The organism is Pseudomonas sp. MWU12-2319 (assembly GCF_023242525.1).
GTDB classification, from domain to species: domain Bacteria; phylum Pseudomonadota; class Gammaproteobacteria; order Pseudomonadales; family Pseudomonadaceae; genus Aquipseudomonas; species Aquipseudomonas gingeri_D.
This window is the reverse complement of record NZ_JALJES010000005.1, coordinates 263,625-289,704: the sequence shown is the minus strand read 5'-3', so window position 1 is coordinate 289,704 and position 26,080 is coordinate 263,625. Positions and strand designations below refer to the sequence as shown.

The following is a 26,080-nucleotide window of genomic DNA, read 5'->3' as shown; positions in this document are numbered from 1 at the left end:
CATGCGCCGAGTGCATGGCTTCAATGACAAACTTTCGATTGTTGCCGGTCCCAGGCGACCTCAGGATGAACCCGCCGACTCAGCTACGACCCACGGTCCACGGGGGCTCCAGCGAGATCGAAGACCGGCCGCAGACGTTGCGACCGACCTCATACCTAAAAGAATAAAGGGAGTCCGAAATGGGCCAGTACGACCTGAACAGAAGGCAGTTCATCAAGACCGTGGGCGTCGCTTCGGTGGCCGCCGCCGCCATGAGCATGCCGTTTATCCGGGCCAATGCCAGCGACACCCGCTTCCAGGGCAAGACCCTGAAGCTGCTGACCTGGTCCGATGACACCGGCCTTGCCGCCCTGCGCAATATCGCCGCGACCTTCGAGGCCAAGACCGGCGCCAAGGTGATCGCCGACCGCACCGGCAGCACCTCGGAAATGGTCGCCAAGCTCAAGGCCGGCGGTGATCGTCCGCAGTACGACATCATCACCCTGGCCGGTGTCGGCGCCGAAGGCCTGGCCGCTGCCGGGCTCCTGGAAAAACCCGATCTGAACCGCATTCCCAACCTGGTCGACGTGCCGGAAAAATACCGTACCGGCGCCAACGGCCATGGCATCGGCTACCTGCTCTGGTGCAACAGCCTGGTCTACAGCACCCGCACCGTGAAAGAGGCGCCGGACAGTTATGCGGCGCTGTGGGACAAGGACTTCGCCAGCAATCTGTTCCTGCCGCCGCCGAACTGGACCGAGGCCATGGACCTGATCATCATCGCCGCCAAGCTGGCCGGTGGCGACGAGCACAATATCGAGCCGGGCTTCAAGAAGCTCGCCGAGCTCAAGGACCGCGTGGTCACCCTCGGGGAAAACCCCAACCAGATCGCCGAGCTGTTCCGTACCGGCTCCCTGGACCTGGGCGGCCTGTATGCCCCGGCGTTCTTTCCGAAACAGATCCGTGATCCGGCCTACGGCCTGGGTGCCACATTCGGTATGAAGGAAGGCTTCTACACCGACCTGATGCTCTCGGTGATGCCGAAGAATCGCCCTGGCGATACCGACCTGGCCTACGCCTTTATCGACCATTCGCTCGACCCGCTGGTGCAGGGCAAGATGGCCGAAGACATCTTCAACGGCCCGGTCAACGCCAAGGCGATCATCTCCGCCGAAGCGCGCAAGAGCCCGTACATCCTGACGCCGGAGCAGATTGCCGATAAGGCCATCATGCACGACAACGCTTTCCTGGCGACGGTGCATGACCAGTGGATTCGCCGCTATACGGAAATCTTTTCGTCCTGAGGTTCAGGTCGCGCCAGGATTCGAAGACACCGCGCAACCTGTGGGAGCAGGCGGTCCGGCGTCCCGGCTTGCCCGCGAAGCTTTTGGCGTTCTTGAGGACGCCTTCGCTGGCAAGCCAGGCTCCTACAAGGGACCGCGTTCAATCCTGGCGATCAGGCGTGTCCGCCAGCTTCTGCCTTGTTGATGATTTCTCTCAGTCGAGACTCTTTTTATGGAACACCAACCTCTGACCCGGCCGGTCGGCGTGGTTTTGCCGCGTCCCTCTACGGGGATTTCGCCCACCGCCCGGGCCTGGCTTTTCCTTTCGCCGTCGATGCTGTTTCTCGCCGTGCTGATCCTCGCCAGCCTGCTGGTGCTACGGATGAGCGTCGGCACCAAGGGCGCCGAATGGACCGGCTTCAGCCTCGCCAGCTATGCGCAACTGCTTGAACCCTACTACCTCAAGTCGTTGCTGCTGACCCTGCGCCTGGCGCTGTTCAGCGCCGTGATCGCGGTGCTGCTGGCGATCCCCGTGGCCTACACCATGTCGCGCCTGACCTCGCCGTTTCTGCGGCGAATCTTCCTCGCCGCGGTGCTCCTGCCGCTGCTGGTCAACCTGCTGCTGCAAAGCTACGGCTGGCTGGTGATTCTCGGTCCCGGCGGCATGCTCAACCAGGCGCTGATGGGCCTGGGCCTGATCAAGCGCCCGATCATGCTGCTGTACAACCAGAACGGCGTGTTGATGGGCCTGGTGCAGACCGCTTTTCCCCTCGCGGTCCTGCCGATCGCCAGCGCCATGCGCGGTGTCGCCCGCACCTACGAAGAGGCCGCCGCGACCCTCGGCGCCAGCCGCTTCCAGGTGTTTCGCCAGGTGGTCCTGCCGATGAGCCTGCCGGGCATCATCACCGGCGCGACCCTGGTGTTTGCCTACAACGCCAGCAGCTTTGTCGTGCCCCTGCTGCTGGGCGGTCGGCGTGTACCGATGCTGGCGGTGATGGTCCATGACCAGATTGCCCCGCTGATGAACTGGCCGGCGGCTTCGGCGGCCGGCGTGGTCCTGATCATCACCACCCTGGCGATCATGACCTTGTCCGAATACGTCACCGGCCGTCGGCGCCGGATGCTGGAGTCCTGCCAATGAGCCTGTCGTCGTCCAAACGCCTGTCGATCCTGCCGGGGGAGACCGGGCGCTTCGCCGGGATTCTTTCGGGGATCATCCTGCTGCTGGCGGTGCTGCCGATCCTGACCATGATCGTCATGTCCTTCAGCGGTGCCTCGAACCTCGACTTCCCGCCCAGCAGCTACAGCCTGCAATGGTATCGCGCGGCCTGGCAGACCTTCGTCTCACCCGATAGCAGCGATGTACTGAGCCTGGGCAAGGCGATGACTACCAGTTTGCTGGTGGCCTGCCTGACCATGGTGTTTGCGACCCTGGTGGCGGTGCCCGCTGCCTATGCGCTGGTGCGTTGCGAATTTCGTGGCAAGGCCGTGGCGTTGCAGTTGATGTCCCTGCCCCTGGTGTTTCCGATGGTGGTGCTGGGCCTGGCGTTGCTGTTGGTGTTCGACAGCCTGCCGTTCCAGATGAGCTTCTCGCGGTTGGTGATTGCCCACGTGATCCTGGCCTTGCCCTTCGTGGTGAAGAACTGCACGGCGGCCATGCTCTCCATCGGCAGCGAGGTCGAGGAGGCGGCGCAGATGCTTGGTGCTTCGCCGCAGCGGGCGATCCTCGATGTGGTGGTGCCGTTGATGAAGTCGGGGATTCTCGCCGGGATGCTGCTGGCGTTCATCGTCTCGTTCAACGAGTTCACCGTGACCTATTTCCTCTACACCATCGACGTGATGACCGTGCCGATCTGGATGTACAGCCGCACCGTCTCGTCCCTGGACCCGACTGTTTTCTCCTTTGCCGTGCTGATCGTGCTGATCGACTTCGTCCTGATCTGGGCGTTGGAGAAGCTGGTGGGCGAGGGCGGCGTTTCCTTCTGATTTCTTGAGGTAAGCAACATGACTGGACTGATTCTGGAAAACGTCGAAAAACACTACGGCCTGGCCTGTGCGGTGAAGGACGTCAATCTGCACCTGCCCGAGGGCAAGCTGGTGTGCTTCCTCGGCCCTTCGGGGTGCGGCAAGACCACCTTGCTGCGGATGATCGCCGGCCTGGAAACCCTCAGCGGTGGCGAGATCCGCCTGGACGGCGAGGACATCGGCCAGACCCCGGCGCACCTGCGCAACTTCGGCATGGTGTTCCAGTCCCTGGCGCTGTTTCCCCATATGACCGTGGGCGAGAACATCGCCTATCCGCTGAAGCTGCGCGGGGTCGGCAAGGCCGAGCAGCAGGCGCGGGTGGTCGAACTGCTGCAACTGATTCAACTGAGCGAGATGATCGACCGGCCGGTGTCCAAGCTCTCTGGTGGCCAGCGCCAGCGGGTGGCGATTGCCCGGGCGATTGCCGCGCGGCCCAAGCTCCTGCTGCTGGATGAGCCGCTGTCGGCGCTGGATGCCAAGTTGCGCGAATCGATGCAGGTGGAAATCCGCCAGCTGCAACAGCGCCTGAACATCACCACCATCATGGTCACCCACGACCAGCGTGAGGCGATGACCATGGCCGATATCGTGGTGGTGCTGGGCGAGCATCGGGTGCAGCAGGTGGGCACGCCGATCGAGATCTATCGGCACCCGGCCAATGAGTTCGTCGCCGACTTTATCGGTTCGGGCAATATCTTTCCGGCCACCGTGCTGGGCGGCGGAAGGGTCGGGCTACCGGGGGGCGAGAGCATCGAGGTACCGAGCAGTGCAGGTGTCGAGACCGGTAAGCAGGTGCGGATGCTGGTGCGCCCGGAAGACCTGCAACTCTCCGCGCCCGAGTCGACGGCGGGGCACAATCGCCTGCTCGGCACGGTGATCTTCGTCCGCGATATCGGCTCGACCATTGAAACCATCGTCGAGTGTTCCGGTGTGTCGTTCACGGCGCTGAGCACGCCGTGCCAGGGCATCGGCCTGGGGGTGGGGCATAGGGTCTCGGTGACCATTCCGGCCGAGGCGTGCCGGGTTCTGGCAGCCTAGCGCCTAGACACTCAGGCGCAACCGCGCCAGGTCGCGCAGCGGTGGCGCGCCGAACAGCCGGCTGTATTCGCGGCTGAACTGCGAGGGGCTTTCATAGCCCACGCGGTAGCCCGCCGCCGAGGCGTCCAGGCCTTCGATCAGCATCAGCCGCCGCGCTTCCTGCAGGCGCAGCTGCTTCTGGTACTGCAACGGGCTCATGGAGGTCATCGCCTTGAACCGGTGGTGCAGGGTCGACACGCTGAGGTTGGCCTCGCGGGCCAGGCTGTCGATGCGCAGCGGTTGTTCGAAATTGCCGTTCAACCACTTGATCGCCTGGCTGACCCGGTGGCTCTGGCTATTGGCGATGGCGATCTCATACAGCCGGTAGCCCTGCGGGCTGCGCAGCAGTCGATAGAGAATTTCCCGACGGATCAGCGGCGCGAGCATGTTGATGTCTTTCGGGCTGTCGAGCAGGCGGGTCAGGCGCAGCAGGGCATCGAACATCTGTGTGTCCAGGCGCTCGACATACAAGCCGCGCCCGGTGGGCCGGCTGGGCACGCCCATGGGACCGGCCTCGGCAATCAAGGCACTGATTTCGGCCGGATCGATATCCACGCGCAAGGCGAGGATTGGGTGTTCCGGCGAGACACTGGTGATCCGCCCGCAAATCGGCATGGAAACCGAGACCACCATGTAGTTCAGCGGGTCGTAGACAAAGTTCTCATCCCCCAGGCGTACTTCCTTGCGACCCTGGGCCATGACACACAGGGCCGGCTGGGCCAGGACCGGGGAGAATTCGTGGGGCTGGCCATGGCGCGACAGGTGCAGCGAGCCCACCGCGGTGGCGTAGCTGCCGTCTTCACCGGTGTTGCGGTAGATGATCTCGGCCAGCTCCGCGCGCAACTTTTCCATTTCTACCGGCAGGGGGACTTGGGGTTGATCGAGCAAGGACATGGCGGGCCCTGGAGGTGATTGCGAATGGGGCAAGCTTAAGTTTGGGCAATCCGCAACGCCAGGACAATACTGCGCAATTCTTGCCTGATTCTGCAGTCTTTTCATATGACGGTCATATTACAGGCGGCCAGGCGCCGGGAAGTTGCTCAAAACGCGGTGGGGAGGGAGAGGGCAGTCCGGGGGGCTCGGCGCTGGCGGGAATCGGCGTCGCGGCAGGATTGTGCAATAAGCCGGCAGGAATCGACTAACGACCCCTCGTCAAACGCTCTAATCTCTGTTCCTGTCGCAGTCAGTCCCCGGGCTGATTGAGCGAGTACAACTTCTCTTCGGGAGCGTCGCGCATGTCCAAGCCTATCCCCGTCAGTCATATGGCCTTTGTTCGTGCACGCCCTGGGCGTTCCGCCGAGCTGGGCGCACGGCTGAGCAGCCTGATCGAACCCTCCCGCCAGGCCCCCGGTTGCCTGCAATTTTCCCTGCAGCACTCCCTGGCCGATGCCGACCTGTGGTTGGTGTCCGGATTCTGGATCAACCAACCGGCCATGACAGCCTACTTCAATACCCCGGCCATGCAGGTCTTTGCCGAGCTGGTCCAGGACCTGGTGGTCGACAGCTTCGACTTCCATACCTTCAGCGATGTCAGCGCGGCCCGGGCCCAGTGCGATTTTCATCTGTCCAGCGCAGGTGCCTTGCAGCAGTTGGCCAGCTGAAGGTTTAGAATGCCGGCCAATCAATTGGCCGGGATAACAGGCATGGCACGTAAAGCATTCACACACTTCGAAGCCGTTTCGGCGGTGGTTCCCGGTGAGGGCGGTTATAGCGCGGCGATTGCCGTGAAAGCCCTGGACGGTTCCGGTGCACCACGGTTTCACAAAATACTCGATGAACAGAAGTTCAAGACCGCCTTCGAGGCCGACGAGGCTGCCGCGCAAGAGCTTGCGCGACTGGCTGATGTCGACGAAGAGGGTGAGTTGGCCTGGTCGGTGGTTTAACGACCGGGTCTATCGTGGACGGTACATCTTGAACAAGGCTTCCGGGCCCAACTGGAAGTAGTCCGCCGGTCCACCGCCGCGCAGAATCGGTTCGGCGGCGGCGGTGTCGTAGACCCCATCCTTGAGCAGCCACTTGGCGATATGCACGGCGACCACTTCGCCGAGCACCAGCCAGGTGGGCACCAACGCCTGATCGGCCCGTTGCAGTTGAATGATCTGGGTGACTTTGCATTCGAACGACACCGGGCTTTCCTCTACCCGTGGCACCTTGATGATCCGCGAGGCGGAGGGGGTGAGGCCGGACAGTTCGAATTCATCGACCTCGGCGGGCGCGGCCGCGGAACTCTGGTTCATGGCTTCGGCCAGGGGCCGGGTGGCGAGGTTCCAGGCGAACTCACCGGTTTGTTCGATGTTGTTCAGGCTGTCTTTGCGACCGACGCTGGCGAAACCGACGATCGGCGGAATGTAGTTGAACGCGTTGAAAAAGCTGTAGGGCGCCAGGTTCAGGTGGCCCTGGGCATCCTGCGAGGAAATCCAGCCGATGGGCCGTGGGCCGACGATGGCATTGAACGGGTCGTGGGGCAGGCCGTGGCCGTTGGCGGGTTCGTAGTAGTGGATGGCGTCGGACATGGTTCGAGGGTTTCCAGGGATCGGATCATCAAGGGAAGGCGACAGTGTGCGATGCGTCGCGGGGAAATGCGATAGGTGTTGGCCCTTGCAGGCACCTGCTTGCTGACGATGAGGCCAGGGAGTCTTGCGTCGTCTGATCGGCCGTCATCGCCAGCAAGCCGGCTCCTACAAGGGGTCGTGGCATTTTCAGGATCCCCAGAAACAACTAAGCCCGGCCGAAGCCGGGCTGCAAGGCTAACGCACGGATTAGCTGATGGCGGCAGCGCCAGGGGTTTTGTCGTAGCCGTCAGCGGCAACAGCGTTGGCGCCTGGAGTCTTGTCGTAGCCATCAGCGGCAACAGCGTTGGCGCCTGGGGTCTTGTCGTAGCCGTCAGCGGCAACAGCGTTGGCACCTGGAGTCTTGTCGTAGCCGTCAGCGGCAACAGCGTTGGCACCTGGGGTCTTGTCGTAACCATCAGCGGCAACAGCGTTGGCGCCTGGGGTCTTGTCGTAGCCGTCGGCAGCAACAGCGTTGGCGCCTGGGGTCTTGTCGTAGCCGTCGGCAGCAACAGCGTTGGCACCTGGGGTCTTGTCGTAGCCGTCAGCGGCAACAGCGTTGGCACCTGGGGTCTTGTCGTAACCGTCAGCGGCAACAGCGTTGGCGCCTGGGGTCTTGTCGTAGCCGTCAGCGGCAACAGCGTTGGCGCCCGGAGTCTTGTCGTAACCATCGGCCGCTACGGTGTAGGCACCGCCTGGGGTTTTGTCATAACCATCGGCGGCGAAGGTGTTGGCAGCCAGTACCGAGAGGGCCAGGGCGAGGATCAGTTTGGTTTTCATGGTGGTTGCTCCTGAAGGTGTTCGTTTTGTTCAGTGGGTGTGGAAGTGATTTTACGCTTGTAAATTTGATTAAAAAGCGCAAATAAACGCTTAAATCAATCGTATAAATCGATATGTGTGGCGCCAGAAAAGGTCGGCATTCAACGTGATGCCAAGGGGCCGGGGCCAGGTCGATTTAACGTAGGTTCAGAATGTCGCTTGGAAATTAACTGGCTATTAATGCCGATAATTCTTTTGCGATTGCGCAGAAATGCGCCGGGATCGCCCTGTAAGGACGTGAGTGAACGGGGGAACGCGGTCTTGCAAACAACGCCGAACCTTGTAGGAGCCTGGCTTGCCAGCGAAAGGGGCCTCAAGAGCGCCAAAAGCTTCGCGGGCAAGCCCTGCTCCTACAAGGTTTTGAGTACGGCAATAGACCGGGGTATATCGCCGGTTTCCAGGTTACTCAGTCGGTCTCGATCCGCGAATGCTTGCGGGTGTCCTTCATGGTCACATATACCAGCAATGAACAGGTGATGCAGGCCGTCACGTACCAGTAGTAGCCGGTTTCCATGCCGACGCTCTTGAACCACAGCGCAATGTATTCCGCCGTACCGCCGAAGATCGAGACGGTCAGGGCATACGGCAGGCCGACGCCCAACGCACGGATTTCAGTGGGGAACAGCTCGGCCTTCACCACCGCGTTGATCGAGGTGTAGCCGCTGACGATGATCAGCGCCGCCATGATCAGGAAGAACGCGCCCCACCAGGTCTGGATGGTGTGCAGGGTGCTGAGGATCGGCACGGTAAACAGCGTACCGAGGATACCGAAGGCAATCAGGATCGGCCGCCGGCCGATCTTGTCCGACAGCGCACCGACCAGCGGTTGCAGGCACATGAACAGGAACAGCGTCGCCGCCGAAATGGTGGTGGAGTCGGAAATGCTCATGCCGACCGTGTTCACCAGATATTTCTGCATGTAGGTGGTGTAGGTGTAGAACGCCAGGGTGCCGCCCATGGTCAGGCCGACCACGGTCATCAGCTCTTTGGGATGACGCATCAGGGTGCGCATCAGGCTTTCTTTAGGTTCTTCTTTCTTCTTGGTGAAGGATTCGGTTTCTTCCATGCCGCGACGCAGATAGAGCGCGACCACGGCACACAGGGCACCGATGGCGAACGGAATCCGCCAGCCCCAGGCTTGCAGCTGTTCGGTGGTCAGGGTCTGTTGCAGCACGATCAGCACCGCCAGGGCGATGAGCTGGCCGGAGATCAGGGTCACGTACTGGAAGCTGGAGAAGAAGCCGCGACGTTCCTTGGTCGCCATCTCGCTGAGGTAGGTGGCCGAGGTGCCGTATTCGCCGCCGACCGACAGGCCCTGCATCAGGCGGGCGACCACCAGCAGGATCGGGGCGCCGACGCCGATGGTTTCATAGCCCGGGGTGAGGGCGATGATCAGGGAGCCGAAGCACATCAGCAGGACCGAGGCCATCAGCGCGGCCTTGCGGCCCTTGCGGTCGGCGTAGAGGCCCATGAGCCAGCCGCCGATCGGGCGCATCAGGAAGCCCACGGCGAAGATCGCGGCGGTGTTGAGGAGCTGGGCGGTGGTGTCGCCCTTGGGGAAGAAGACCTTGGCGAAGTACAGCGAGAACGCGGCGTAGACGTACCAGTCGTACCATTCGACCATATTGCCGACCGAACCGCTGAAGATCGATTTCAGACGGCTGGAGGTGGTTCTTTCTTTGGCCGGCGCGGCCGCCGACCCCAGGGGCAGGGTAGAGGAGTTTTCCATCAGGGAACCTTCGAGTCATTGTTTTTGTGGAGCGCGCGCGAGCGCAGCCTGCCAGGGCTATAGCAGGAGCTGTGCCAACGGCGGAAGGCCCGGTTTAGAGGGGCTGGCGGGTTTTGGTGAGCGGAAATCCGCTCATGGGTGATAAATCAATAAGCGGAAAATCGCCGATGCGGGATGTGCTGGATGAAACATGAACCAGACAAACACGGCACAACCTGTGGGAGCGGAGCTTGCCCGCGAATAGGCCCTTGAGAACGCTAAAAGCTTCGCGGGCAAGCTCCGCTCCCACAGGTTGATAGGCGGTGTTTTCCAGGCAGGGGTTCAGTCGTCCTTGAGGAACATCTCGCGCGCCAGGCCATGACGCTGCATCTTTTCATTGAAGGTGCGGCGTGGCAGTTGCAGCTCTTCGAGTACCGCTTTGACATCGCCCTTGTGCCGGGTCAGGGCCGAACGCAGGCATTGCGCTTCAAAGGCCTCCTGCTGCGCCGCCAGGGATTGACCCGGATCGATTGCGTCAGGCTCCGACTCACCCAGGCCGAGTACCGAACGTTCGGCGGCATTCGCCAGTTCCCGCACATTGCCCGGCCAGTCATGGCTCAACAGGCGGCTCAACTGCGGCCCGCTCAGCGGCGTCGAGGGCCGCCCCATTCGCTCGGCCGCACCGTAGGCGAAGTGCTCGAACAACAACGGGATATCTTCGCGACGCTCGCGCAACGGCGGCAGGCGCAACTGCGCCACCGTCAGCCGATAGGCCAGGTCCTCGCGAAAGCGCCCGGCCCGGGCCTCGTCCAGCAAGTCGGGTTTGGTCGCCGCGACGATACGCAGGTCCACCGTGATGCTCTGGTTCGAACCCAGCCGCTCCAGCTTCTGCTCCTGCAACACCCGCAGCAGCTTCACCTGCTGGGCCAGCGGCATGCTTTCGATCTCGTCGAGAAACAAGGTGCCGCCATCGGCGTATTCCAGCTTGCCGATACGCTTGCCCTGGGCCCCGGTGAAAGCCCCGCTCTCGTGACCGAACAACTCGGCTTCAAACAAGGCCTCGGGAATCGCCGCGCAGTTGAGGGCGACAAACGGCTTGGCGGCCCTCGGCCCGAAATCATGCAGGCAACGGGCAACCAGTTCCTTGCCGCTGCCGGTTTCACCACGGATCAGCACGTTGACCGGTAGCGCCGCCAGCTCCAGCACCTGCCGGCGCAGGGTTTGCAGGCTGCGGGAAACCCCCAGCAGGCTGCGCTCGAGTCGGGAGCGGTGATCGGACTGTTGATGCAACTGGCGGTTCTCCAGCACCAGGCGGCGTTTCTCCATGGCCCGGGCGAGGCTGGCGAGCAGGGTCTGCGGGCTGAAGGGTTTTTCCAGGAAGTCGTAGGCACCGTCGCGCATGGCTTCCACCGCCATGGGCACGTCGCCGTGACCGGTCAGCAGGATCACCGGCAGGTCGCTGTCGTGTGCCTGCAAACGCGCCAGCAATTCCAGGCCGCCCATGCCGGGCATGCGCACGTCGCTGAGGATCACCCCGGGGAAATCCCGGGGCAGTTGCGCCAGGCACTCTTCGGCGCGGCTGAAGGTCTGCACCTGGAAACCCGACAGGCTCAGCCATTGCTCGACAGCTGTGCGGATGCTGGCTTCGTCATCGACCACGATCACGGCGTTCATCGAGTGTCCATCTCCGGGGCAATGGGCAGGGTCAGGCTGAAGTGGGCGCCGCCGTGGCGATTGTCGACGCTCAGGCGACCGTCCAGTTCATGGACGATGGCGTAGGACACCGCCAGGCCCAGGCCGAGGCCATCGCCTACCGGTTTGGTGGTGAAGAACGGGTCGAAGACCTTGCCCAGGTGTTCCTCGGCAATCCCACCGCCGCTGTCGCCCACGGTCAGCAGCCATACCGGTGGGCGGGCTTCGATACGGATTTCCAGGCGCTTGAGCGGTTTGTCGTGCATGGCATCCAGGGCATTGCGCAACAGGTTGATCAGCACCTGCTCCAGACGAATCGCGTCACCCCGGACCCAGGCCGGGCGGGTCAGGTGCAGCACCGTGCTGACCGCGTCTTCACGCAGACGCGGGTCGAGCAGTTGCAACGCCTGATCGACCACGCCGGCCAGGTCGAGGGGCTCACGCAGGCCGCTGGGGCTTTGTCGGGCGTAGGTCTTCAAGTGACTGGTGAGGGCCGCCATGCGGGTCAGCATCTGATCCAGGGGGGCGAGGGCCTGGTAGGCGTCCTCGATCCGGCCATGGTCGAGCAGCAGGCGCAAGGTCGCCAATTGCATGCGCTGGGCGGTCAGCGGCTGGTTGATTTCATGGGCCAGGGCGGCGGACATCTGCCCCAGCGCCGCCAGTTTGGCCGATTGCACCAGACCGTCCTGGGCGGTGCGCAGGTCGCGGGTGCGTTCCTCCACCAGACGCTCCAGCTCTTCGCGACTGCGTTGGCGCAGGCGCGCCAGGCGCCAGCGCTGGCTGAGGAACAGCAGCAGAAACACCAGGGCCAGCCACAGGCCGGCACCGGCGAGTGCGGCATTGCGTCGTTCCTCGGCGGCCATCTGCGGTTTGCGCAGCAGGTGCAGGGTCCAGTCTTCCGGAGGCAGTGGCTGCGACTCCCAGAGGTAGTCGGCACTGCCGTCCGGGCCGTCGACCCGGGTCAGGTAACTGTTGTCGCCGAACATTCGCAAGGGGCGGTATTCGAGGGGGCTGAGGGATTGCTTGTCATATTGCCGGGTGCTGCCGATTTCACTGCGGTCATTGTCACGCAGCGGGCGCAGCAGGCGATAGCGCCAGCCGGGCTGGTTGGCGATAAACACGATGTCCCGGGCATCGCTGACCAGCAGGGTGTCGTTGCCCTTGCTCCACTCACGCTCGAGTTCCGGGAACTCCAGTTTCACCACCATGGCGCCGAGGAATTCGCCGTTGTCGCCGGTTACCGCGCTGGCGAGAAAATAACCGGGAATGCCACTGGTCACGCCCACGGCATAGAAGTGCCCGCTGCCTTCGACACGGGTCTGGTTGAAGTAAGGGCGAAAGCCGTAGTTGTGACCGACGTAGCTGCTCGGCAGGCTCCAGTTGCTGGCAGCCACCGACAGGCCATTGCGATCCAGCAGTTGCAGGGTGGAAGAGCGCGCCGCGCCATTGATCCGTTCCAGTTTGCGGTTCAGGGCGTCCTGTTCTGCCGCATCGATGGGGCCGGCCAGGGCCGCGCGCAATTGCGGGTCGAGGGCGAGCACGGCAGGCAGGGCGCGGTAGCGTTCGATCAGGGTGTGCAGGGCGTTGGCGTAAAGCGTCAGTTGCATCTTGCCCCGCGAGGCGTCGTCGACCAGGGCCTGTTGTTCGGCGCGATGCACGGCCCAGCCGGCGGCCAGGACGGTACCGGCGACAATCAGCAGAGTGTAGAACGCCAGACGCAGGGGACGAGGAAGCGGCGACATACGGGCAACGACAGGCTGGGGAGGGGCGGGAAAGATAGCATGTCGAATCAGCTAGGCGCTGACTTGTGGGAGCGGAGCTTGCCCGCGAAAGGGACCTTGAGGTCGCCAAAAGCTTCGCGGGCAAGCACCGCTCCCACAAGAGCGGTCAGTGGCAGGGCTTACAACAACTCGAAACTCTGCTGCGTCACATCCTGGGAGTCCAGGCCGATCTGCACGTTGAACTTGCCCGGCTCCGAGGCGTACTTCAACTGGGTGTTGTAGAACTTCAGGTCTTCCTCGTCGATGCTGAAGTGAAGGACCTTCTGCTCGCCCGCCTTGAGCATCACCTTCTGGAAGTTTTTCAGTTCCTTGACCGGACGGATCATGGAACCGGCGACCTGCTGGATATACAGCTGCACCACCGTCTCGCCGTCACGCTTGCCGGTGTTCTTCACCGTGATGCTGGCATCGAGCTTGCCGCTCTTGTTCAGCGTGCTCGAAGACAGCGCCATGCCGCTCAGGCTGAAGTCGGTGTAGCTCAGGCCGTAGCCGAAGGGGTACAGCGGGGTGTTTTCCTCGTCGAAATACTGCGAGGTGTAGTTGCCTGGCTTGCCCGGGGTGTACGGACGACCGATGGTCAGGTGGTTGTAGTACATCGGCACCTGGCCGACCGAGCGCGGGAAGGTGATCGGCAGCTTGCCCGACGGGTTGTAGTCGCCGAACAGTACGTCGGCAATGGCGTTGCCGCCTTCGGTGCCGCTGAACCAGGTTTCCAGCACGGCAGCGGCCTGGTCCTGCTCGTGGCCGATGGTCAGCGGACGGCCGTTCATCAGCACCAGTACCAACGGCTTGCCGGTGGCCTTGAGGGCCTTGATCAGTTCACGCTGGCTGGCCGGGATGTTCAGGTCGGTACGGCTCGACGACTCGTGGGACATGCCCCGCGACTCGCCCACCGCGGCGATCACCACGTCGGCCTGCTCCGCGGCCTTGACTGCTTCGTCGATCATCTGCTGCGCCGGGCGCGGGTCATCGACGATTTCCGGAGCCGCGAAGTTGAGGAAGTTCAGGTAATCCACGACCTTCTTGTCGGCGGTGATGTTCGAGCCGCGGGCATAGACCAGTTGGCCCTTGTCGCCCAGGGCACGGCTCATGCCGTCATACAGGGTGACCGATTGCGCCGGCAGGCCGGCGGCGGCCCAGCTGCCCATCATGTCGATCGGGGCCTTGGCCAGCGGGCCAACCAGGGCGATCTTCGCCGACTTCTTCAGTGGCAGGGTCTGGCCCTGGTTCTTCAGCAGGACCAGGCTGCGGCGTGCCATGTCGCGGGCATCGCTGCGGTGCAGGCGGCTTTCGGCATTGGTGTCGGCCGGATCATCCTCGGCCTTGCCGATACGCAGGTACGGGTCCTTGAACAGGCCCATGTCGTACTTGGCGCCGAGCACTTCACGCACGGCGTTGTCCAGGTCGCTCTGCGGCACTTCGCCAGACTTGATCAGCCCCGGCAGCTCCTTGCCATACAGCGAGTCGTTCATGCTCATGTCGATGCCGGCCTTGATCGCCAGCTTGGCCGCTTCGCGCCCGTCCTTGGCAACGCCATGCTTGAGCAGTTCGAAAATCGCCCCGTGGTCGCTCACCGCCAGGCCCTTGAAACCCCAGTCCTTGCGCAGCAGGTCCTGCATCAGCCAGGTGTTGGAAGTGGCGGGCACGCCGTTGATCGAGTTCAGGGCAACCATCACCCCGCCGGCGCCGGCGTCGATCGCGGCGCGATAAGGCGGCAGGTAGGTCTGGTACATTTTCACCGGGCTCATGTCGACCACGTTGTAGTCGCGACCGCCTTCCACCGCGCCATAGAGGGCGAAGTGCTTGACGCTGGCCATGATGCTGTCCGGTTCGCTCGGGCTCTTGCCCTGGTAGGCGTGGACCATCACCTGGGCGATGCGCGAGACCAGGTAGGTGTCCTCGCCGAAGCCCTCGGAGGTCCGGCCCCAGCGCGGGTCGCGGGAAATATCGACCATCGGCGCGAAGGTGATGTCCAGGCTGTCGGCGCTGGCTTCCTGGGCGGCGATGCGTCCGGAATGGCCGATGGCGTCCATGTCCCAGCTCGACGCCAGGCCCAGGCTGATGGGGAAAATGGTCCGGTGGCCGTGGATGACGTCATAGGCGAAGAACATCGGGATCTTCAACCGGCTGCGCATGGCAGCGTCCTGCATCGGACGGTTTTCCGGGCGGGAGATGGAGTTGAAGGTGCCGCCGATGTTGCCCGCGGCGATTTCCTTGCGGATCAGTTCCCGGGGCATTTCCGGGCCAATACTGATCAGACGCAATTGGCCGATCTTTTCCTCGAGGGTCATCTGCTTCATCAACTGGGCGATGAAAGCGTCCTTGTTTTCCAGGGAGGCGGGCTTTGTGTCAGCCACTACCGGGAGACTGGCCAGGCCAATAGCGAGGCCCAGCAAACACAGCTTCTTCATGAATGATTATCTCGGGGGCCCGGTCCGGCGATCAATCGTTGCGCACTGGCCGGGCTGTTTAGTTATAGGGAGCGACTCTTGTTGTGCTAATAATCCAGCACAGTTGTGAACTGTTTTTCGCGCTGGGCATCTTTTAGCTGATTGGCTTCACACATTCCAGTGGCGGTGGCGGATTATGCCTGAGTCCCGCGTACGAAAAATCCTGGGATTTTTCTCTTTTTAACGTTTCAAGGAGGGTTTCGAGCATGCAGGCACAACAGGGCTTACGTTCGAGTTGCAGATTTGCCGTACTGGCATTGCTGGCGACGTTGTTGGCTGGCTGCGGCATCAACAATATTCCCACTTATGACGAACAGGTGAAGGCCAACTGGGCTCAGGTGCAGAACCAGTACCAGCGGCGCGCGGACCTGATCCCGAACCTGGTGGAAACGGTCAAGGGTTATGCCAGGCAGGAGCAGGAAACCCTGACCGCGGTGGTCGAGGCGCGGGCCAAGGCCACCTCGATCCAGGTCGATGCCAGCACCCTGGACAATCCCGAGAAGCTCAAGCAGTACCAGGACGCCCAGGGCCAGTTGACCGGCGCCCTCAGTCGTCTGATGGTGGTCTCGGAGCGATACCCGGATCTGAAGTCAAACCAGAACTTCCTGGCCCTGCAGTCCCAACTCGAAGGCACGGAAAACCGTATCAGTGTGGCGCGACGTGACTTCATCCTCAGTGTGGAAAAGTACAACACCGAGATCCGCACCTTTCCCGGCCGCCTCTGGCATAGCCTGATGTACAGCAACCTGCCGTTGCGCCCGACGTTCGAGGCGACCGCCCAGGACGCCGATAAAGCACCGCAGGTGAAGTTCCAGTAACCCGATGGGCGTTGCCGTGCTGAATTGTGGCAGCGCTGGATCCTGCTTCATCACGAACGAGGTAGGCATGCGTATTTTCCAAGGTGCCCTGTGGCTGTTGCTCTGCACGCTGGCGCTGACGGCCAGGGCCGATTTGCAGTTTCCCGAATTGAGCGGGCGGGTGGTGGACAGCGCCCAGATGATCGACGCGCCGGTGCGCGAGGCCTTGAATCAGCAGTTGCAGGCCCATGAGAAGGCCACCGGCGAGCAGATCGTGGTGGTCACCGTGGCGAACCTGCAAGGCGCGACCATCGAGGATTACGGTTACCAGTTGGGGCGTCACTGGGGCATCGGCCAGAAGGACAAGAACAACGGCGCGCTGCTGATCGTCGCCCGGGACGAGCGCAAGGTGCGCATTGAAGTGGGTTATGGCCTGGAAGACCGCCTGACCGACGCCCAGTCATCCTTGATCATCAACCAGTTGATCGTGCCGCAGTTCAAACGCGACCATGTTTCCAGCGGCATCAGTTCCGGGGTCGACGCGATGCTCAAGGTCCTGGGCAGTCCGATGGTGGAGAAAACCGAGCCCGAAGGGGATTTCGGATCGCGGCACCCGGTACTGATCGGCTTCCTCATGGTTCTCTTCGTGCTGATCTGCGCGATGATGCAACTGATGGGCTATGGCCCGAGGGGCGGCTCGGGAGGTTTTGGCGGCGGCGGTGGCGGACGTTCCGGCGGTGGCTTCAGCGGTGGCGGTGGCGGTTTCGGTGGCGGCGGATCATCGGGCAGTTGGTAATCCATCATTATTAGAGAGCGTGCACAACCATGGCCTTACTGACTGAATACGAACAACGGCAGGTTGCCGAAGCGATTACCCGGGTCGAGCAGCAGACCGATGCGGAACTGGTGACGGTGCTGGCGCGGCGTGCCGACGACTATGCCTATATCCCGTTGCTGTGGGCCAGCCTGGCGGCGCTGCTGGTCCCCGGGCTGCTCAACTTCGTCTTCGGCTGGCTGAACAGCCACAGCCTGCTGGCAGTGCAGTGGAGCAGCTTTATCGTGTTGTGCCTGGTATTCCGCATCCCGTCGATCACCAGCCGGCTGATTCCGCGTTCGGTGCGGCACTGGCGGGCATCGAACCTGGCCCGGCGGCAGTTTCTCGAACAGAACCTGCACCATACCGTTGGCGGTACCGGTGTCCTGATTTTTGTCTGCGAGGCCGAGCGGTATGTCGAAATCCTGGTGGACAAGGGCATTTCCAAACGGCTCGACAACAGCGCCTGGGAGCCCATCGTCAAGGCCTTCACCGAGCGGGTCAAACAGGGGCAGACCTTGCAGGGCTTTATCAGCTGCATCGAGTCCTGCGGCGAACTGCTCAAGTCTCATGTGCCGGTGACCCAGGCACGCAACGAGTTGCCTAACCGGTTGGTCCTGTTGGGCTGATACAATAGCCGCTATTCCCTGATCCGACTCCCGCACGCCCGAGGCGCCCTTTACATGTCAGCTACTGCAACCCCCGCCCAGTCCGTGCCGGACCATCACGCACAGTTTCTCGAGTTGCTCGAGACCGGTCTGGCGCAGAACGCTTTTATCAAGCTGGTGCTGGCCAAGTACGTGGGCGACGAAGCGGACCTGCAACGGCTGATCATCAAGCAGGTGACGGTCAAGGAGCAGGCGTGCCTGTCCTTTGTCTATCGCTACAAGACCCGTGATATCACCAAGAACTTCGCCCTCGCCGAAGGCCAGGCGATCATCGCCGGGCTGCTGCCGGCGTCCTTCAAGAACGCCCACCTGCTGTCACTCACCGACGAAGTGCAACTGGAGTACAGCAAGAAGGGCAAGAGCACCCTGTTCAAGGGCAAGGCCCAGCAGACGCGGGAAGTGCCGTCCGCCGAGCACAATCGCGAGAAGAATCGCTATCTGGAACTCAGCCGGCCATTTCTTACCGACCTGGGGGTGACCAACCCGCAGCACGAGCTGATTCCAGCGATGTCGCGCAAGTGGAAGCAGATCAACAAATTTATCGAAGTGTTTTCCCATGCCCTGAGCCACTCGCCGATCAAGCTCGACCAGCCGGTGCGGGTCGCGGACTTCGGTTCGGGCAAGGGCTACCTGACCTTTGCCATCCACGATTACCTGCGCAATACCTTGCAGGTCGAAGGCCAGGTGACCGGGGTCGAGTTGCGCGAAGACATGGTCAACCTGTGCAATACGGCGGCGGCGCGCCTGGAGCATCCTGGGCTGGTGTTCAAATGCGGCGATGTGCGCAGCGTGGCGCCGAGCGAGCTGGAGGTGATGATCGCCTTGCATGCCTGCGATATCGCCACCGACTATGCGATCCACACCGGTATCCGCTCCGGCGCGGCGATCATCATGTGCTCGCCGTGCTGCCACAAGCAGATCCGCTTGCAGATCCAGAGTCCGGTGTTGCTCAAGCCGATGCTGCAATATGGCCTGCACCTGGGGCAGCAGGCGGAGATGGTCACCGACAGCTTGCGCGCACTGTTCCTGGAAGCCTGCGGCTACGAGACCAAGGTCTTCGAGTTCATTTCCCTGGAACACACCAACAAGAACAAGATGATCCTCGCGGTCAAGCGCGCCGAGCCTGTGGACCCGGCGCAATTGTTGGTGAAGATCGGGGAGTTGAAGGCGTTCTATCACATCCACGAGCACTGCCTGGAAACCCTGCTGCGGGCCGACGGCTACTTGAGCTGAACCCCCGCCGGCAAACCGCCCGGTTGCGCCGGGCGGACGCTGGTCTTGCGCCCGAGCATCACGGTGATGATCACGCCACCGGCAAACAGCCAGGTAATCGGCTCGACGTGTTCGCCGAAGAACAGCGCCGAAAAGGCAATGGTGAAGAAAATCTGCAACAGCTGGATCTGGCTGACCCGGGCGATACCGCCCAGGGCGAGCCCGGCGTACCAGGCAAAAAAGCCGAGAAACTGCGAGAACAACGCCACATAACCGAAGGCCCACCAGGTCTTGCCGGAAATCGCGCCCTGGTGCTGCCAGGCCAGGTACAGCACCGGGCCGATCAGGATCGGCACCGACAGCACCAGCGCCCAACAGATCACCTGCCAGCCGCCCATCTCCCGGGCCAGGCGTCCACCCTCGGCATAGCCCAGGCCGCCGAGGGCGATGGCGCCGATCATCAACAGGTCTCCGGGCTGGATACTCCCGGCCCCGCTGATCAGCGCATAACCCAGCACCAGCGCACTGCCCAGGGCCGCGCAGGCCCAGAAGGCCTTTGATGGCCGCTCGTGGGACAACCAGGCCGCGTACAACGCCACGCACAAGGGTTGCAGGCCATTGACCAGGGCGCCGTGGGAGGCCGGCAGGGTCTGCATGGCCCAGGCCGAGAGTACCGGAAAACCCAGGATGACCCCGATGATCACCAGTGACAGGCCTTTGACCTGGCGCCAGGTCGGCCACTTTTCCCGGCGCCACAGCAGCAGCGCCGCCGCGGGAATGGCGGCGATCAGGGCGCGACCGAGGCCGTTGAGCAGCGGATGGATTTCCTGCACCACGACGCGGGTGAAGGGCAGGGTCAGGCTGAAGATCACTACACCCAGCAGGCCGAGCAGCATGCCGGTGTTTTCACGGGAGGACATAAACGTTGGCCAGTCATCAGGGAAACAGGGACTGTCATCTAGCCATAAAGCTCCGACGGCTCGCCGCTACAGCTGGGTAGAGAGTTGTCCATACAGTTTTTCGTGGGACCGCCTGCGTAGTAGCCGGTGATTACCCGCCTGCGTGTATAGGGTCTACCTTGACTACTCTTGTCTGCCCAAGTGTTTAACCAGAGGAGTTCACCCCATGGCCGCGAAAAAGATTCTGATGCTGGTTGGCGATTACGTCGAAGACTACGAAGTGATGGTGCCGTTCCAGGCCCTGCTGATGGTCGGTCACCAGGTACATGCGGTGTGCCCGGACAAAAGCGCCGGCCAGACCGTGCGCACCGCGATCCATGACTTCGAGGGCGACCAGACCTACAGTGAAAAGCCGGGGCATCTGTTCGCCCTGAACTTTGATTTCGCCAAGGTCGATGCCGCCGACTACGATGCGTTGCTGATTCCCGGTGGCCGTGCGCCGGAATACCTGCGGCTGAACGACAAAGTCCTGCAACTGGTACAGGCCTTCGACCATGCCGGCAAGCCGATTGCCGCGGTTTGTCATGGCGCGCAGTTGCTGGCGGCGGCGGGGATTCTCGACGGTCGTGAGTGCAGCGCCTATCCTGCCTGTGCTCCGGAAGTGCGGCTGGCCGGTGGTCGTTATATCGATATCGAAGTGACCCAGGCCCACGTCCAGGGCAACCTCGCCACCGCCCCGGCGTGGCCGGCGCATCCGAGCTGGTTGGCGGCGTTCCTCGGGTTGCTGGGTACCAGGATCACCTTGTAAGGGAGGGTTGGGTCATGTGTGAGCTCTACGTCAAGGCCGATCCGATTCTCTACGAATCGCGTTCCCGCTCGCTGCGCATCCGTGGCGTGGTGACCACCTTGCGCCTGGAAAACCAGTTCTGGGACATCCTCGGCGAGATCGCCGAGGCCGACGGCATGACCACCAACCAGTTGATCACCCGGCTCTACGAAGAAGTGATGGACTTTCGCGGGGAGGTGCTGAATTTCGCCTCCTTCCTGCGAGTCAGTTGCACCCGCTACCTGAGCCAGCGTCGGGCCCAGGTAACGGAGCTCAGTGTGGTCCGTTCGAACGCGGGGTGAAAAATAACACGATCCCGGCCGGCGGCTATTTGCGGCTTTCGATCCTGACCTGACCATCGTCCAGGGCCACGGTTTTCACCGGGATCAAGGCGGGCAGGGCATTGAGCAGAGCGTCCGGGTCTGTCACGTCGAGGTTGCCGGAGACCTTGAAGTGCGCCAGCGGGCCGTCCGCCAGTTGCACCGGTTTGCTGCGGTAGAGGCTCAGTTCATCGAGCAGACTGGCCAGTTCGCGGTTGCGAAAGGTCAGGTGGCCGCTGCGCCAATCGGCGACTTCCTCGCTGCTCAGGGTTTGCTGTTGCAGCGTACCTTTGGCGTAGTCGAAGATCGCCCGTTGCCTGGCTTCGAGCAGGGTGGCGCTGCTCGGATCGCCTTCCGGCTCGAAAGCCACCTGGCCGTGGGCGACGCTGACCACCAACTGGCGCTGGCCGCGGCGCACATCGAAAGCGGTGCCCACCACTCGCACCCGGGCGTTGCCGGCATGCACCCACAATGGGCGTTCCTTGTCGGCGGCCACTTCCAGGTAGAGCTGGCCCTGATCCAGGTAGATATCCCGTTGCCGGGAGCGGAAGTTGATGCGCAGTCGGGTATTGGCGTTGATGTACAGGGTGCTGCCGTCCGGCAGCTTCAGGGTACGGGTGCCCTGGGCATGGGCGGCGACCTGATGCCGGTACGGGGTGTTTGGTGCGCCGAGATTGGCGCTCAGCAATGCACACAACAGCGCGGCCGCCGTGGCCAGGGCCGGTCGCCAGAGGTTCTTGCGCCGGGGGGCCGGCAACGCCGGCTGGTTCAGTTGGCGCAGTTGCGCCAGGTCCGCCCAGAGTGCTTCGAACTCGGCATAGGCCCGGGCATGCTCCGGCTTTGCCCGCCATTCTTCGAACGCCCTGTCCGGTGACTGTTCGGGCGTGTCGCGGTGACGGGCGAACCAGCTCGCGGCCTGGGCATCGATGCTGTTTCCATCGAGTGTGATGTCGATGACGCGGCTCATTCTGACGACTTCCTGCTGTTCATCGGGCGGGTATCTCAGGCCTCGGGAGGGACCAGCAGTTGCGGGTTACCCAGCGGATGGCTCTTGGCATCGAAAAACCGCAGCGTCACTTCCCGGCCCTCGAACAGCTGGGTGAAGTGGCGCTTCTGATGCTGGATAAAGGCCTGGCTGCGTGGGTAGATCGAAATCGCCAGGGTCTGGATTCGCGCATCCAGCAGGGCCTGGACGATATGCCGGTCCTGCGCGCCGAGGTTGTGGCCGAAGATGCACAGGGCGTCCTGATGCCCGGCCAGTTGCCCGTAGCAGTACGACAGGTAATCCGAATGACGGATCGCCTTGAGCTTGTCCTGCGCATTCCCCTCGCTGACGAACAACGGCACATCGCCCAGGGTATTGATCGCGAAACTGCCCAGCAGGGTGCTTTCCGAGGAGGTCAGCTTGCGTGTGCTGCCGTCGAGGTTCTTCACCAGGTGCAGGCCGCCGTGCAGGTACAGGACGCGGGTGCCACGGGCATCAAGGTCGCCCAGGTCGAAGGTCGAGTCGTCCGTGCGGAACAGATCGTCGAACGGCTCGGGTGCCTGCATGATCGCCCAGTAGGTGAGCAGGTCGTAGTTGGTCGAGTAAAGGGTGCGGTAGCGACTCAGTTCGGCATTGATCAGCGCCAGGCTCTCGGGCTGCACCCGCATCCAGGGGATATGCACCGAGCGGATCGCATGGATCAGCGCTTCCTTGACCGCGAAGTAGCGATTGCGCGGCGACGACGAACTGATGGTCAGCGCCGCATTGACCCGGATGGTGCTTTTCAGGGCGCTGAGCACCTGTTCGAAGTTGCTGGTTTCCAGGGCCTTGAACACCGCCAGCTCGCTCAGCCCCAGCGGACGGTTACGGGTGGTCTGGGCCAGCTCGAACAGCGAGTCGTAGGCAAATGCCCGCCACATTGCCCGGCTCGCGCCGTTGCCGATCAACAGGCCGCTGCAGGCGATTTCGGCGCGCAGGGCGTTCCAGTCTTCTAACGTTGTATCAAATGCCTGGAGTTCCATCGTTGCCATTCGTCGGTTGCCAAATCTGAGGAGGATCAGCGGCGGACTTTAACACGGGCCCTCTAGAGTCATTTCCTCATTCCGTGCCGGGAGATTTTTTCCACGGGGTGTCTTTTCCGGTGATATCGTAGTGATATCTCTTTTGGGTGTTTTTTCCAGTGCAATGGAATGCCACATAAAGGGTGATCGATATGTCAGTCAGAAACCTGAAAATAGCCACACGCGCTTTTCTGAGTTTTGCCTTTGTCACACTGCTGTTGATTGCCCTGGGCGTGCTGGCGTTATGGAAAATGCATCTGATTCGCGAGGCGGCGGTCGACTTGCAGGACAACTGGATGGCCAGCCTGCGACAGGCCGGGCGGGTCGAGTTGACCTTCTATCGGATACGCCTGGAGAGCTTTCGGTTGGTCACGGCCACCGATGCCCAGATGAAACAGACCGAAGCCGCCCGTATCCAGGAACTTAAGGCCACACTCGATCAGCAGATCAAGGCCTATGCACCGCTGGTCTCGAGCCCCGAGGAGCAAGCGGTCTACGAGGCGGTACAGCGTAATGCCAACCTCTATGAGCAGAAACTCGCCGAGACGTTGCAGATCGCCAGCGAGAAGGGAGCCGAAGCGGCGCTTGTTCTGCTCAATAACGTGATCCCGCCTTTGGTCAATGAGCTGCAAACCAACATCGAGGCGCTGGAAAAAATCAATGACGATGGTGCCGTGCAGTCCGGTATCACGGCCCAGCAGCAGTTCGACGGCGGTTTTTATCTGACTATCGCCATCATTGTCGTTTCTTGCGTCTTGACGGTATTGCTGGCGATTATCTTTACCCGCAGCCTGACCGGCCCGTTGCGCTTGTTGCTCGGCTCGACCCGGAAGATCGCCGAGGGCGACCTGCGCACCGAAGTACAGGTGGACGGCAAGGACGAATTGGCCGAGCTGCAGGCCTCGACCGCGGCCATGCAGGCCAGCCTGAAAAATACCCTGCGGCATATCAGTAACTCCTCCACGCAGTTGGCGTCGGCCGCGGAAGAAATGAGCGCGGTGACCGGCGAGTCCAATCGCGGTATTCAACGCCAGAGCCTGGAGACCGACCAGGCCGCCACGGCGGTCAATGAAATGACCGCGGCGGTCGAGGAAGTGGCCCGCAATGCCGTGGCGGCCTCGCAGTCCACCCAGCGTTCCGAAGTCTCGACCCGTACCGGGGCGGACCGTGTGCATCGCACGATTGCCTCCATCGAAACCCTGAGTTCGACCGTCAAGGCCACCGGGCAGGAAGTCGAATCCCTGGCGCAGCAGGCCCAGAACATCAGCAAGGTGCTGGATGTGATCCGGGCCATCGCCGAACAGACCAACCTGCTGGCGCTCAACGCCGCCATCGAAGCCGCCCGGGCCGGTGAACAGGGCCGTGGCTTTGCCGTGGTTGCTGATGAGGTGCGGGCCCTGGCGCACCGTACCCAGGTTTCAACCCAGGAAATCGAACAGATGATCGGTGCCATCCAGAACGGGACCGGGCAGGCGGTGGTCTCGATGCAACGTAGTAATGAAGAGGCGGACAAGACGCTGTTGATTGCCCATGAAGCCGGTTCGGCCTTGTCCGAAATTGCCCAGGCCATCAGCGAGATCAACGACCGCAACCTGATGATCGCGACCGCTTCCGAGGAGCAGGCCCAGGTCGCCCGGTCGGTGGACCAGAACCTGATCAGTATCCGCGATCTGTCGATCCAGAGCTCATCGGCGGCGAGCCAGACCCTGGCGGCCAGTCATGAGCTGTCCAAGCTCGCGGTGGAATTGAACAAGGTGGTCACGCAGTTCTCGATTTGAGTCCCTGGCGGTCGCCCCTGACTCTTTATTTGACGCATCCGTTCGGAGACGTGAAATGGACCCGGATATCTGTAAAGGCTGTATCAAGATCGAGGTGGCCCGGCTGGCCATCGGCATGCAGATCGAAGCGCTGGATCGGCCGTGGGAGGAAACCACCTTTTCCTTTCGCGAGTTCCGTATACGCCGCGAGGAGGAACTGCGACTGCTGCGCGAGAACTGCGAGTATGCCTGGGTGGATATCGCCAGTGCCGCCGGAGCCCATGGGCTGTCGGTCGAAACCCCGATTGAATGCGCGACTGCATGCGCGGCACTCGCGGAGCCGGTCGACTTCAACGTTGAAATGGCCCGGGCCGAGCTCTCCTGGGGCTCGGCCCGGGCGCAGTCCTGGCGCATCCTCGAGGCGGTGGATATGGGCGAGCCGATTCAGGTCGACGCGGTGAAAGCCGTGGTCAAGGATTGCGTCGACAGTATCCTGCGCAACCCCTCGGCCTTGCTCTGGCTGACCCGCATCAAGTTCCAGGACGATTACACCGCCGAGCATTCGCTGCGGGTGGCAATGCTGTCCATTGCCCTGGGTCGCGAGTTGGGCCTGCCGGCTGTGGAATTGGAGGAGATCGGGGTCGGTGCCATGCTCCACGATGTCGGCAAGCTCAAGGTGCCAAGCGAAATCCTGAATAAACCGTCGGCGTTGACGGATCAGGAGTACGCCATCATGAAAAGCCACGCCATGGAAGGTTATACCTTGCTCGCCAGCCAAGCCGGTGTGCCGGTGGCGGCGCTCGAGGTGGCGCTGTCGCACCATGAGCGGTTGGACGGCATGGGCTATCCCCGTGGCTTGAGCGCCGAAGGGATTCCCTTTTATGCGCGGATCGTCGCGGTGACTGACGCCTATGATGCCATCAGCAGTGACCGGGTCTACAGCAAGGGGCGTTCGACCCTCGAGTCCCTGCGCATCCTGTTCAAAGCGGCCAACAGCCATTTCGACGAGCAGATTGTCAGCGCGTTCATTCGCCTGATCGGCCTGTATCCCAGCGGCGAAATCGTCGAGATGACCAATGACGAAGTCGCGATCATCCTCGGCGCGCCGCCCTGCAATCGACTCAAGCCGCGTCTGTTGCGTGTTCTCGGAGCCGACAAGCGGCGCTGCCCGGAGAAGCTTATCGATCTGGCCGACAGCACCTTCGATGCCATGGGCCGGCCCTATGCGATTCGCCAGGTCTGTTCGTCCGGGGCCTTTGGCGTTGATATCGAGGCTTATCGCCGACGTGGGCTGATCCAGATAAACGGCGCCTGACAAACGGTGTTGTGGATCCAGGTTTTCCTTGCGTCAGGTCAAGGTCAGGGGTGGGTCTTCGAC

General features: G+C 62.3%; 24 protein-coding genes. 14 read left to right on the top strand and 10 right to left on the bottom strand.

Going from position 1 to position 26,080, the window contains the following annotated elements:
- The first annotated feature begins 179 nt into the window (after positions 1 to 179).
- From M5C01_RS11025 to M5C01_RS11010, 4 genes are all read left to right on the top strand, one after another.
- Complete coding sequence (locus M5C01_RS11025) at positions 180 to 1,283, top strand: extracellular solute-binding protein (protein ID WP_103496369.1); 1,104 nt, start codon at positions 180 to 182, stop codon at positions 1,281 to 1,283.
- A gap of 211 nt (positions 1,284 to 1,494) precedes the next feature.
- Positions 1,495 to 2,403: an ABC transporter permease gene (locus M5C01_RS11020; protein ID WP_103497883.1), complete on the top strand. Its 909-nt coding sequence runs from the start codon at positions 1,495 to 1,497 to the stop codon at positions 2,401 to 2,403.
- On the top strand, positions 2,400 to 3,248 hold the full coding sequence (locus M5C01_RS11015; RefSeq protein WP_152738047.1) for an ABC transporter permease: 849 nt from the start codon (positions 2,400 to 2,402) through the stop codon (positions 3,246 to 3,248). Before M5C01_RS11020 ends, M5C01_RS11015 begins: the two co-directional genes overlap by 4 nt.
- Before the next feature lie 18 nt (positions 3,249 to 3,266).
- A complete protein-coding gene (locus tag M5C01_RS11010; protein WP_152738050.1) occupies positions 3,267 to 4,325 on the top strand; it encodes an ABC transporter ATP-binding protein in 1,059 nt (352 codons plus the stop codon).
- Positions 4,326 to 4,328: 3 nt separating this feature from the next.
- On the opposite strand, the gene M5C01_RS11005 is transcribed toward M5C01_RS11010, so the two are convergent.
- Positions 4,329 to 5,258, bottom strand: a complete 930-nt coding sequence (locus M5C01_RS11005) for an AraC family transcriptional regulator (RefSeq protein ID WP_103497877.1) — start codon at positions 5,256 to 5,258, stop codon at positions 4,329 to 4,331.
- 341 nt (positions 5,259 to 5,599) lie between these two features.
- Here M5C01_RS11005 and M5C01_RS11000 point away from each other — a divergent pair, with 341 nt between their 5' ends.
- Together M5C01_RS11000 and M5C01_RS10995 are read left to right on the top strand one after the other, a co-directional pair.
- Positions 5,600 to 5,965 carry an antibiotic biosynthesis monooxygenase family protein gene (locus M5C01_RS11000; RefSeq protein ID WP_152738053.1) on the top strand — a complete coding sequence of 122 codons (366 nt, stop codon included), beginning with the start codon at positions 5,600 to 5,602 and terminating at the stop codon, positions 5,963 to 5,965.
- A 42-nt stretch (positions 5,966 to 6,007) separates the two neighbouring features.
- A complete protein-coding gene (locus M5C01_RS10995) occupies positions 6,008 to 6,247 on the top strand; it encodes a hypothetical protein (RefSeq protein WP_177099919.1) in 240 nt (79 codons plus the stop codon).
- A 9-nt stretch (positions 6,248 to 6,256) separates the two neighbouring features.
- Here M5C01_RS10995 and M5C01_RS10990 read toward each other — a convergent pair whose 3' ends face one another.
- From M5C01_RS10990 to bglX, 6 genes are all read right to left on the bottom strand, one after another.
- Positions 6,257 to 6,877 (bottom strand): flavin reductase family protein, encoded by a 621-nt coding sequence (locus tag M5C01_RS10990; protein ID WP_152738059.1) that lies wholly within the window; start codon positions 6,875 to 6,877, stop codon positions 6,257 to 6,259.
- 246 nt (positions 6,878 to 7,123) lie between these two features.
- The gene (locus M5C01_RS10985) at positions 7,124 to 7,693 is read right to left on the bottom strand and encodes a hypothetical protein (protein ID WP_152738062.1); all 570 of its coding nucleotides are present in this window, start codon (positions 7,691 to 7,693) and stop codon (positions 7,124 to 7,126) included.
- A 445-nt stretch (positions 7,694 to 8,138) separates the two neighbouring features.
- Positions 8,139 to 9,461, bottom strand: a complete 1,323-nt coding sequence (locus tag M5C01_RS10980) for an MFS transporter (protein WP_152738065.1) — start codon at positions 9,459 to 9,461, stop codon at positions 8,139 to 8,141.
- 321 nt (positions 9,462 to 9,782) lie between these two features.
- On the bottom strand, positions 9,783 to 11,114 hold the full coding sequence (locus M5C01_RS10975) for a sigma-54 dependent transcriptional regulator (protein WP_152738068.1): 1,332 nt from the start codon (positions 11,112 to 11,114) through the stop codon (positions 9,783 to 9,785).
- Entirely contained in the window at positions 11,111 to 12,874 is a 1,764-nt protein-coding gene (locus M5C01_RS10970) for an ATP-binding protein (RefSeq protein ID WP_152738071.1), read from the bottom strand. Before M5C01_RS10970 ends, M5C01_RS10975 begins: the two co-directional genes overlap by 4 nt.
- 158 nt (positions 12,875 to 13,032) lie before the next feature.
- Positions 13,033 to 15,324, bottom strand: a complete 2,292-nt coding sequence (gene bglX / locus M5C01_RS10965; RefSeq protein ID WP_152738074.1) for a beta-glucosidase BglX — start codon at positions 15,322 to 15,324, stop codon at positions 13,033 to 13,035.
- 245 nt (positions 15,325 to 15,569) lie between these two features.
- Here bglX and M5C01_RS10960 point away from each other — a divergent pair, with 245 nt between their 5' ends.
- The 4 genes from M5C01_RS10960 (at position 15,570) to M5C01_RS10945 (ending at position 18,875) form a co-directional block, all read left to right on the top strand.
- The gene (locus tag M5C01_RS10960) at positions 15,570 to 16,181 is read left to right on the top strand and encodes a LemA family protein (RefSeq protein WP_152738077.1); all 612 of its coding nucleotides are present in this window, start codon (positions 15,570 to 15,572) and stop codon (positions 16,179 to 16,181) included.
- A 67-nt stretch (positions 16,182 to 16,248) separates the two neighbouring features.
- Entirely contained in the window at positions 16,249 to 16,956 is a 708-nt protein-coding gene (locus M5C01_RS10955) for a TPM domain-containing protein (protein WP_103498154.1), read from the top strand.
- Between the two features lie 29 nt (positions 16,957 to 16,985).
- On the top strand, positions 16,986 to 17,603 hold the full coding sequence (locus tag M5C01_RS10950; RefSeq protein ID WP_152738080.1) for a hypothetical protein: 618 nt from the start codon (positions 16,986 to 16,988) through the stop codon (positions 17,601 to 17,603).
- Positions 17,604 to 17,657: 54 nt separating this feature from the next.
- Entirely contained in the window at positions 17,658 to 18,875 is a 1,218-nt protein-coding gene (locus M5C01_RS10945; RefSeq protein WP_152738083.1) for an SAM-dependent methyltransferase, read from the top strand.
- Here M5C01_RS10945 and M5C01_RS10940 read toward each other — a convergent pair.
- On the bottom strand, positions 18,863 to 19,774 hold the full coding sequence (locus M5C01_RS10940; protein ID WP_152738086.1) for a DMT family transporter: 912 nt from the start codon (positions 19,772 to 19,774) through the stop codon (positions 18,863 to 18,865). The two genes, M5C01_RS10945 and M5C01_RS10940, sit on opposite strands and share 13 nt — an antisense overlap.
- A gap of 205 nt (positions 19,775 to 19,979) precedes the next feature.
- On the opposite strand from M5C01_RS10940, the gene M5C01_RS10935 reads away from it, so the two are divergent.
- A complete protein-coding gene (locus M5C01_RS10935; RefSeq protein ID WP_103498158.1) occupies positions 19,980 to 20,561 on the top strand; it encodes a DJ-1/PfpI family protein in 582 nt (193 codons plus the stop codon).
- A 14-nt stretch (positions 20,562 to 20,575) separates the two neighbouring features.
- Positions 20,576 to 20,881 (top strand): ribbon-helix-helix domain-containing protein, encoded by a 306-nt coding sequence (locus M5C01_RS10930; protein WP_103498159.1) that lies wholly within the window; start codon positions 20,576 to 20,578, stop codon positions 20,879 to 20,881.
- A 25-nt stretch (positions 20,882 to 20,906) separates the two neighbouring features.
- On the opposite strand, the gene M5C01_RS10925 is transcribed toward M5C01_RS10930, so the two are convergent.
- Positions 20,907 to 21,866: a FecR domain-containing protein gene (locus M5C01_RS10925; protein ID WP_152738089.1), complete on the bottom strand. Its 960-nt coding sequence runs from the start codon at positions 21,864 to 21,866 to the stop codon at positions 20,907 to 20,909.
- Positions 21,867 to 21,901: 35 nt separating this feature from the next.
- Positions 21,902 to 22,906: a DUF4917 family protein gene (locus M5C01_RS10920; protein WP_152738548.1), complete on the bottom strand. Its 1,005-nt coding sequence runs from the start codon at positions 22,904 to 22,906 to the stop codon at positions 21,902 to 21,904.
- Positions 22,907 to 23,097: 191 nt separating this feature from the next.
- Between M5C01_RS10920 and M5C01_RS10915 the strand changes: the two genes are divergently transcribed.
- Positions 23,098 to 24,723: a methyl-accepting chemotaxis protein gene (locus M5C01_RS10915; RefSeq protein ID WP_152738092.1), complete on the top strand. Its 1,626-nt coding sequence runs from the start codon at positions 23,098 to 23,100 to the stop codon at positions 24,721 to 24,723.
- A gap of 55 nt (positions 24,724 to 24,778) precedes the next feature.
- Positions 24,779 to 26,017 carry an HD domain-containing phosphohydrolase gene (locus M5C01_RS10910; RefSeq protein ID WP_152738095.1) on the top strand — a complete coding sequence of 413 codons (1,239 nt, stop codon included), beginning with the start codon at positions 24,779 to 24,781 and terminating at the stop codon, positions 26,015 to 26,017.
- Positions 26,018 to 26,080 lie beyond the last annotated feature (63 nt).

Bases quoted from the DNA above. Each gene is read 5' to 3' on its own strand.
- M5C01_RS11025 (WP_103496369.1), top strand. From the start codon at position 180: ATGGGCCAGTACGACCTGAACAGAAGGCAGTTCATCAAGACCGTGGGC.
- M5C01_RS11020 (WP_103497883.1), top strand. From the start codon at position 1,495: ATGGAACACCAACCTCTGACCCGGCCGGTCGGCGTGGTTTTGCCGCGT.
- M5C01_RS11015 (WP_152738047.1), top strand. From the start codon at position 2,400: ATGAGCCTGTCGTCGTCCAAACGCCTGTCGATCCTGCCGGGGGAGACC.
- M5C01_RS11010 (WP_152738050.1), top strand. From the start codon at position 3,267: ATGACTGGACTGATTCTGGAAAACGTCGAAAAACACTACGGCCTGGCC.
- M5C01_RS11005 (WP_103497877.1), bottom strand. From the start codon at position 5,258: ATGTCCTTGCTCGATCAACCCCAAGTCCCCCTGCCGGTAGAAATGGAA.
- M5C01_RS11000 (WP_152738053.1), top strand. From the start codon at position 5,600: ATGTCCAAGCCTATCCCCGTCAGTCATATGGCCTTTGTTCGTGCACGC.
- M5C01_RS10995 (WP_177099919.1), top strand. From the start codon at position 6,008: ATGGCACGTAAAGCATTCACACACTTCGAAGCCGTTTCGGCGGTGGTT.
- M5C01_RS10990 (WP_152738059.1), bottom strand. From the start codon at position 6,877: ATGTCCGACGCCATCCACTACTACGAACCCGCCAACGGCCACGGCCTG.
- M5C01_RS10985 (WP_152738062.1), bottom strand. From the start codon at position 7,693: ATGAAAACCAAACTGATCCTCGCCCTGGCCCTCTCGGTACTGGCTGCC.
- M5C01_RS10980 (WP_152738065.1), bottom strand. From the start codon at position 9,461: ATGGAAAACTCCTCTACCCTGCCCCTGGGGTCGGCGGCCGCGCCGGCC.
- M5C01_RS10975 (WP_152738068.1), bottom strand. From the start codon at position 11,114: ATGAACGCCGTGATCGTGGTCGATGACGAAGCCAGCATCCGCACAGCT.
- M5C01_RS10970 (WP_152738071.1), bottom strand. From the start codon at position 12,874: ATGTCGCCGCTTCCTCGTCCCCTGCGTCTGGCGTTCTACACTCTGCTG.
- bglX (WP_152738074.1), bottom strand. From the start codon at position 15,324: ATGAAGAAGCTGTGTTTGCTGGGCCTCGCTATTGGCCTGGCCAGTCTC.
- M5C01_RS10960 (WP_152738077.1), top strand. From the start codon at position 15,570: ATGCAGGCACAACAGGGCTTACGTTCGAGTTGCAGATTTGCCGTACTG.
- M5C01_RS10955 (WP_103498154.1), top strand. From the start codon at position 16,249: ATGCGTATTTTCCAAGGTGCCCTGTGGCTGTTGCTCTGCACGCTGGCG.
- M5C01_RS10950 (WP_152738080.1), top strand. From the start codon at position 16,986: ATGGCCTTACTGACTGAATACGAACAACGGCAGGTTGCCGAAGCGATT.
- M5C01_RS10945 (WP_152738083.1), top strand. From the start codon at position 17,658: ATGTCAGCTACTGCAACCCCCGCCCAGTCCGTGCCGGACCATCACGCA.
- M5C01_RS10940 (WP_152738086.1), bottom strand. From the start codon at position 19,774: ATGTCCTCCCGTGAAAACACCGGCATGCTGCTCGGCCTGCTGGGTGTA.
- M5C01_RS10935 (WP_103498158.1), top strand. From the start codon at position 19,980: ATGGCCGCGAAAAAGATTCTGATGCTGGTTGGCGATTACGTCGAAGAC.
- M5C01_RS10930 (WP_103498159.1), top strand. From the start codon at position 20,576: ATGTGTGAGCTCTACGTCAAGGCCGATCCGATTCTCTACGAATCGCGT.
- M5C01_RS10925 (WP_152738089.1), bottom strand. From the start codon at position 21,866: ATGAGCCGCGTCATCGACATCACACTCGATGGAAACAGCATCGATGCC.
- M5C01_RS10920 (WP_152738548.1), bottom strand. From the start codon at position 22,906: ATGGAACTCCAGGCATTTGATACAACGTTAGAAGACTGGAACGCCCTG.
- M5C01_RS10915 (WP_152738092.1), top strand. From the start codon at position 23,098: ATGTCAGTCAGAAACCTGAAAATAGCCACACGCGCTTTTCTGAGTTTT.
- M5C01_RS10910 (WP_152738095.1), top strand. From the start codon at position 24,779: ATGGACCCGGATATCTGTAAAGGCTGTATCAAGATCGAGGTGGCCCGG.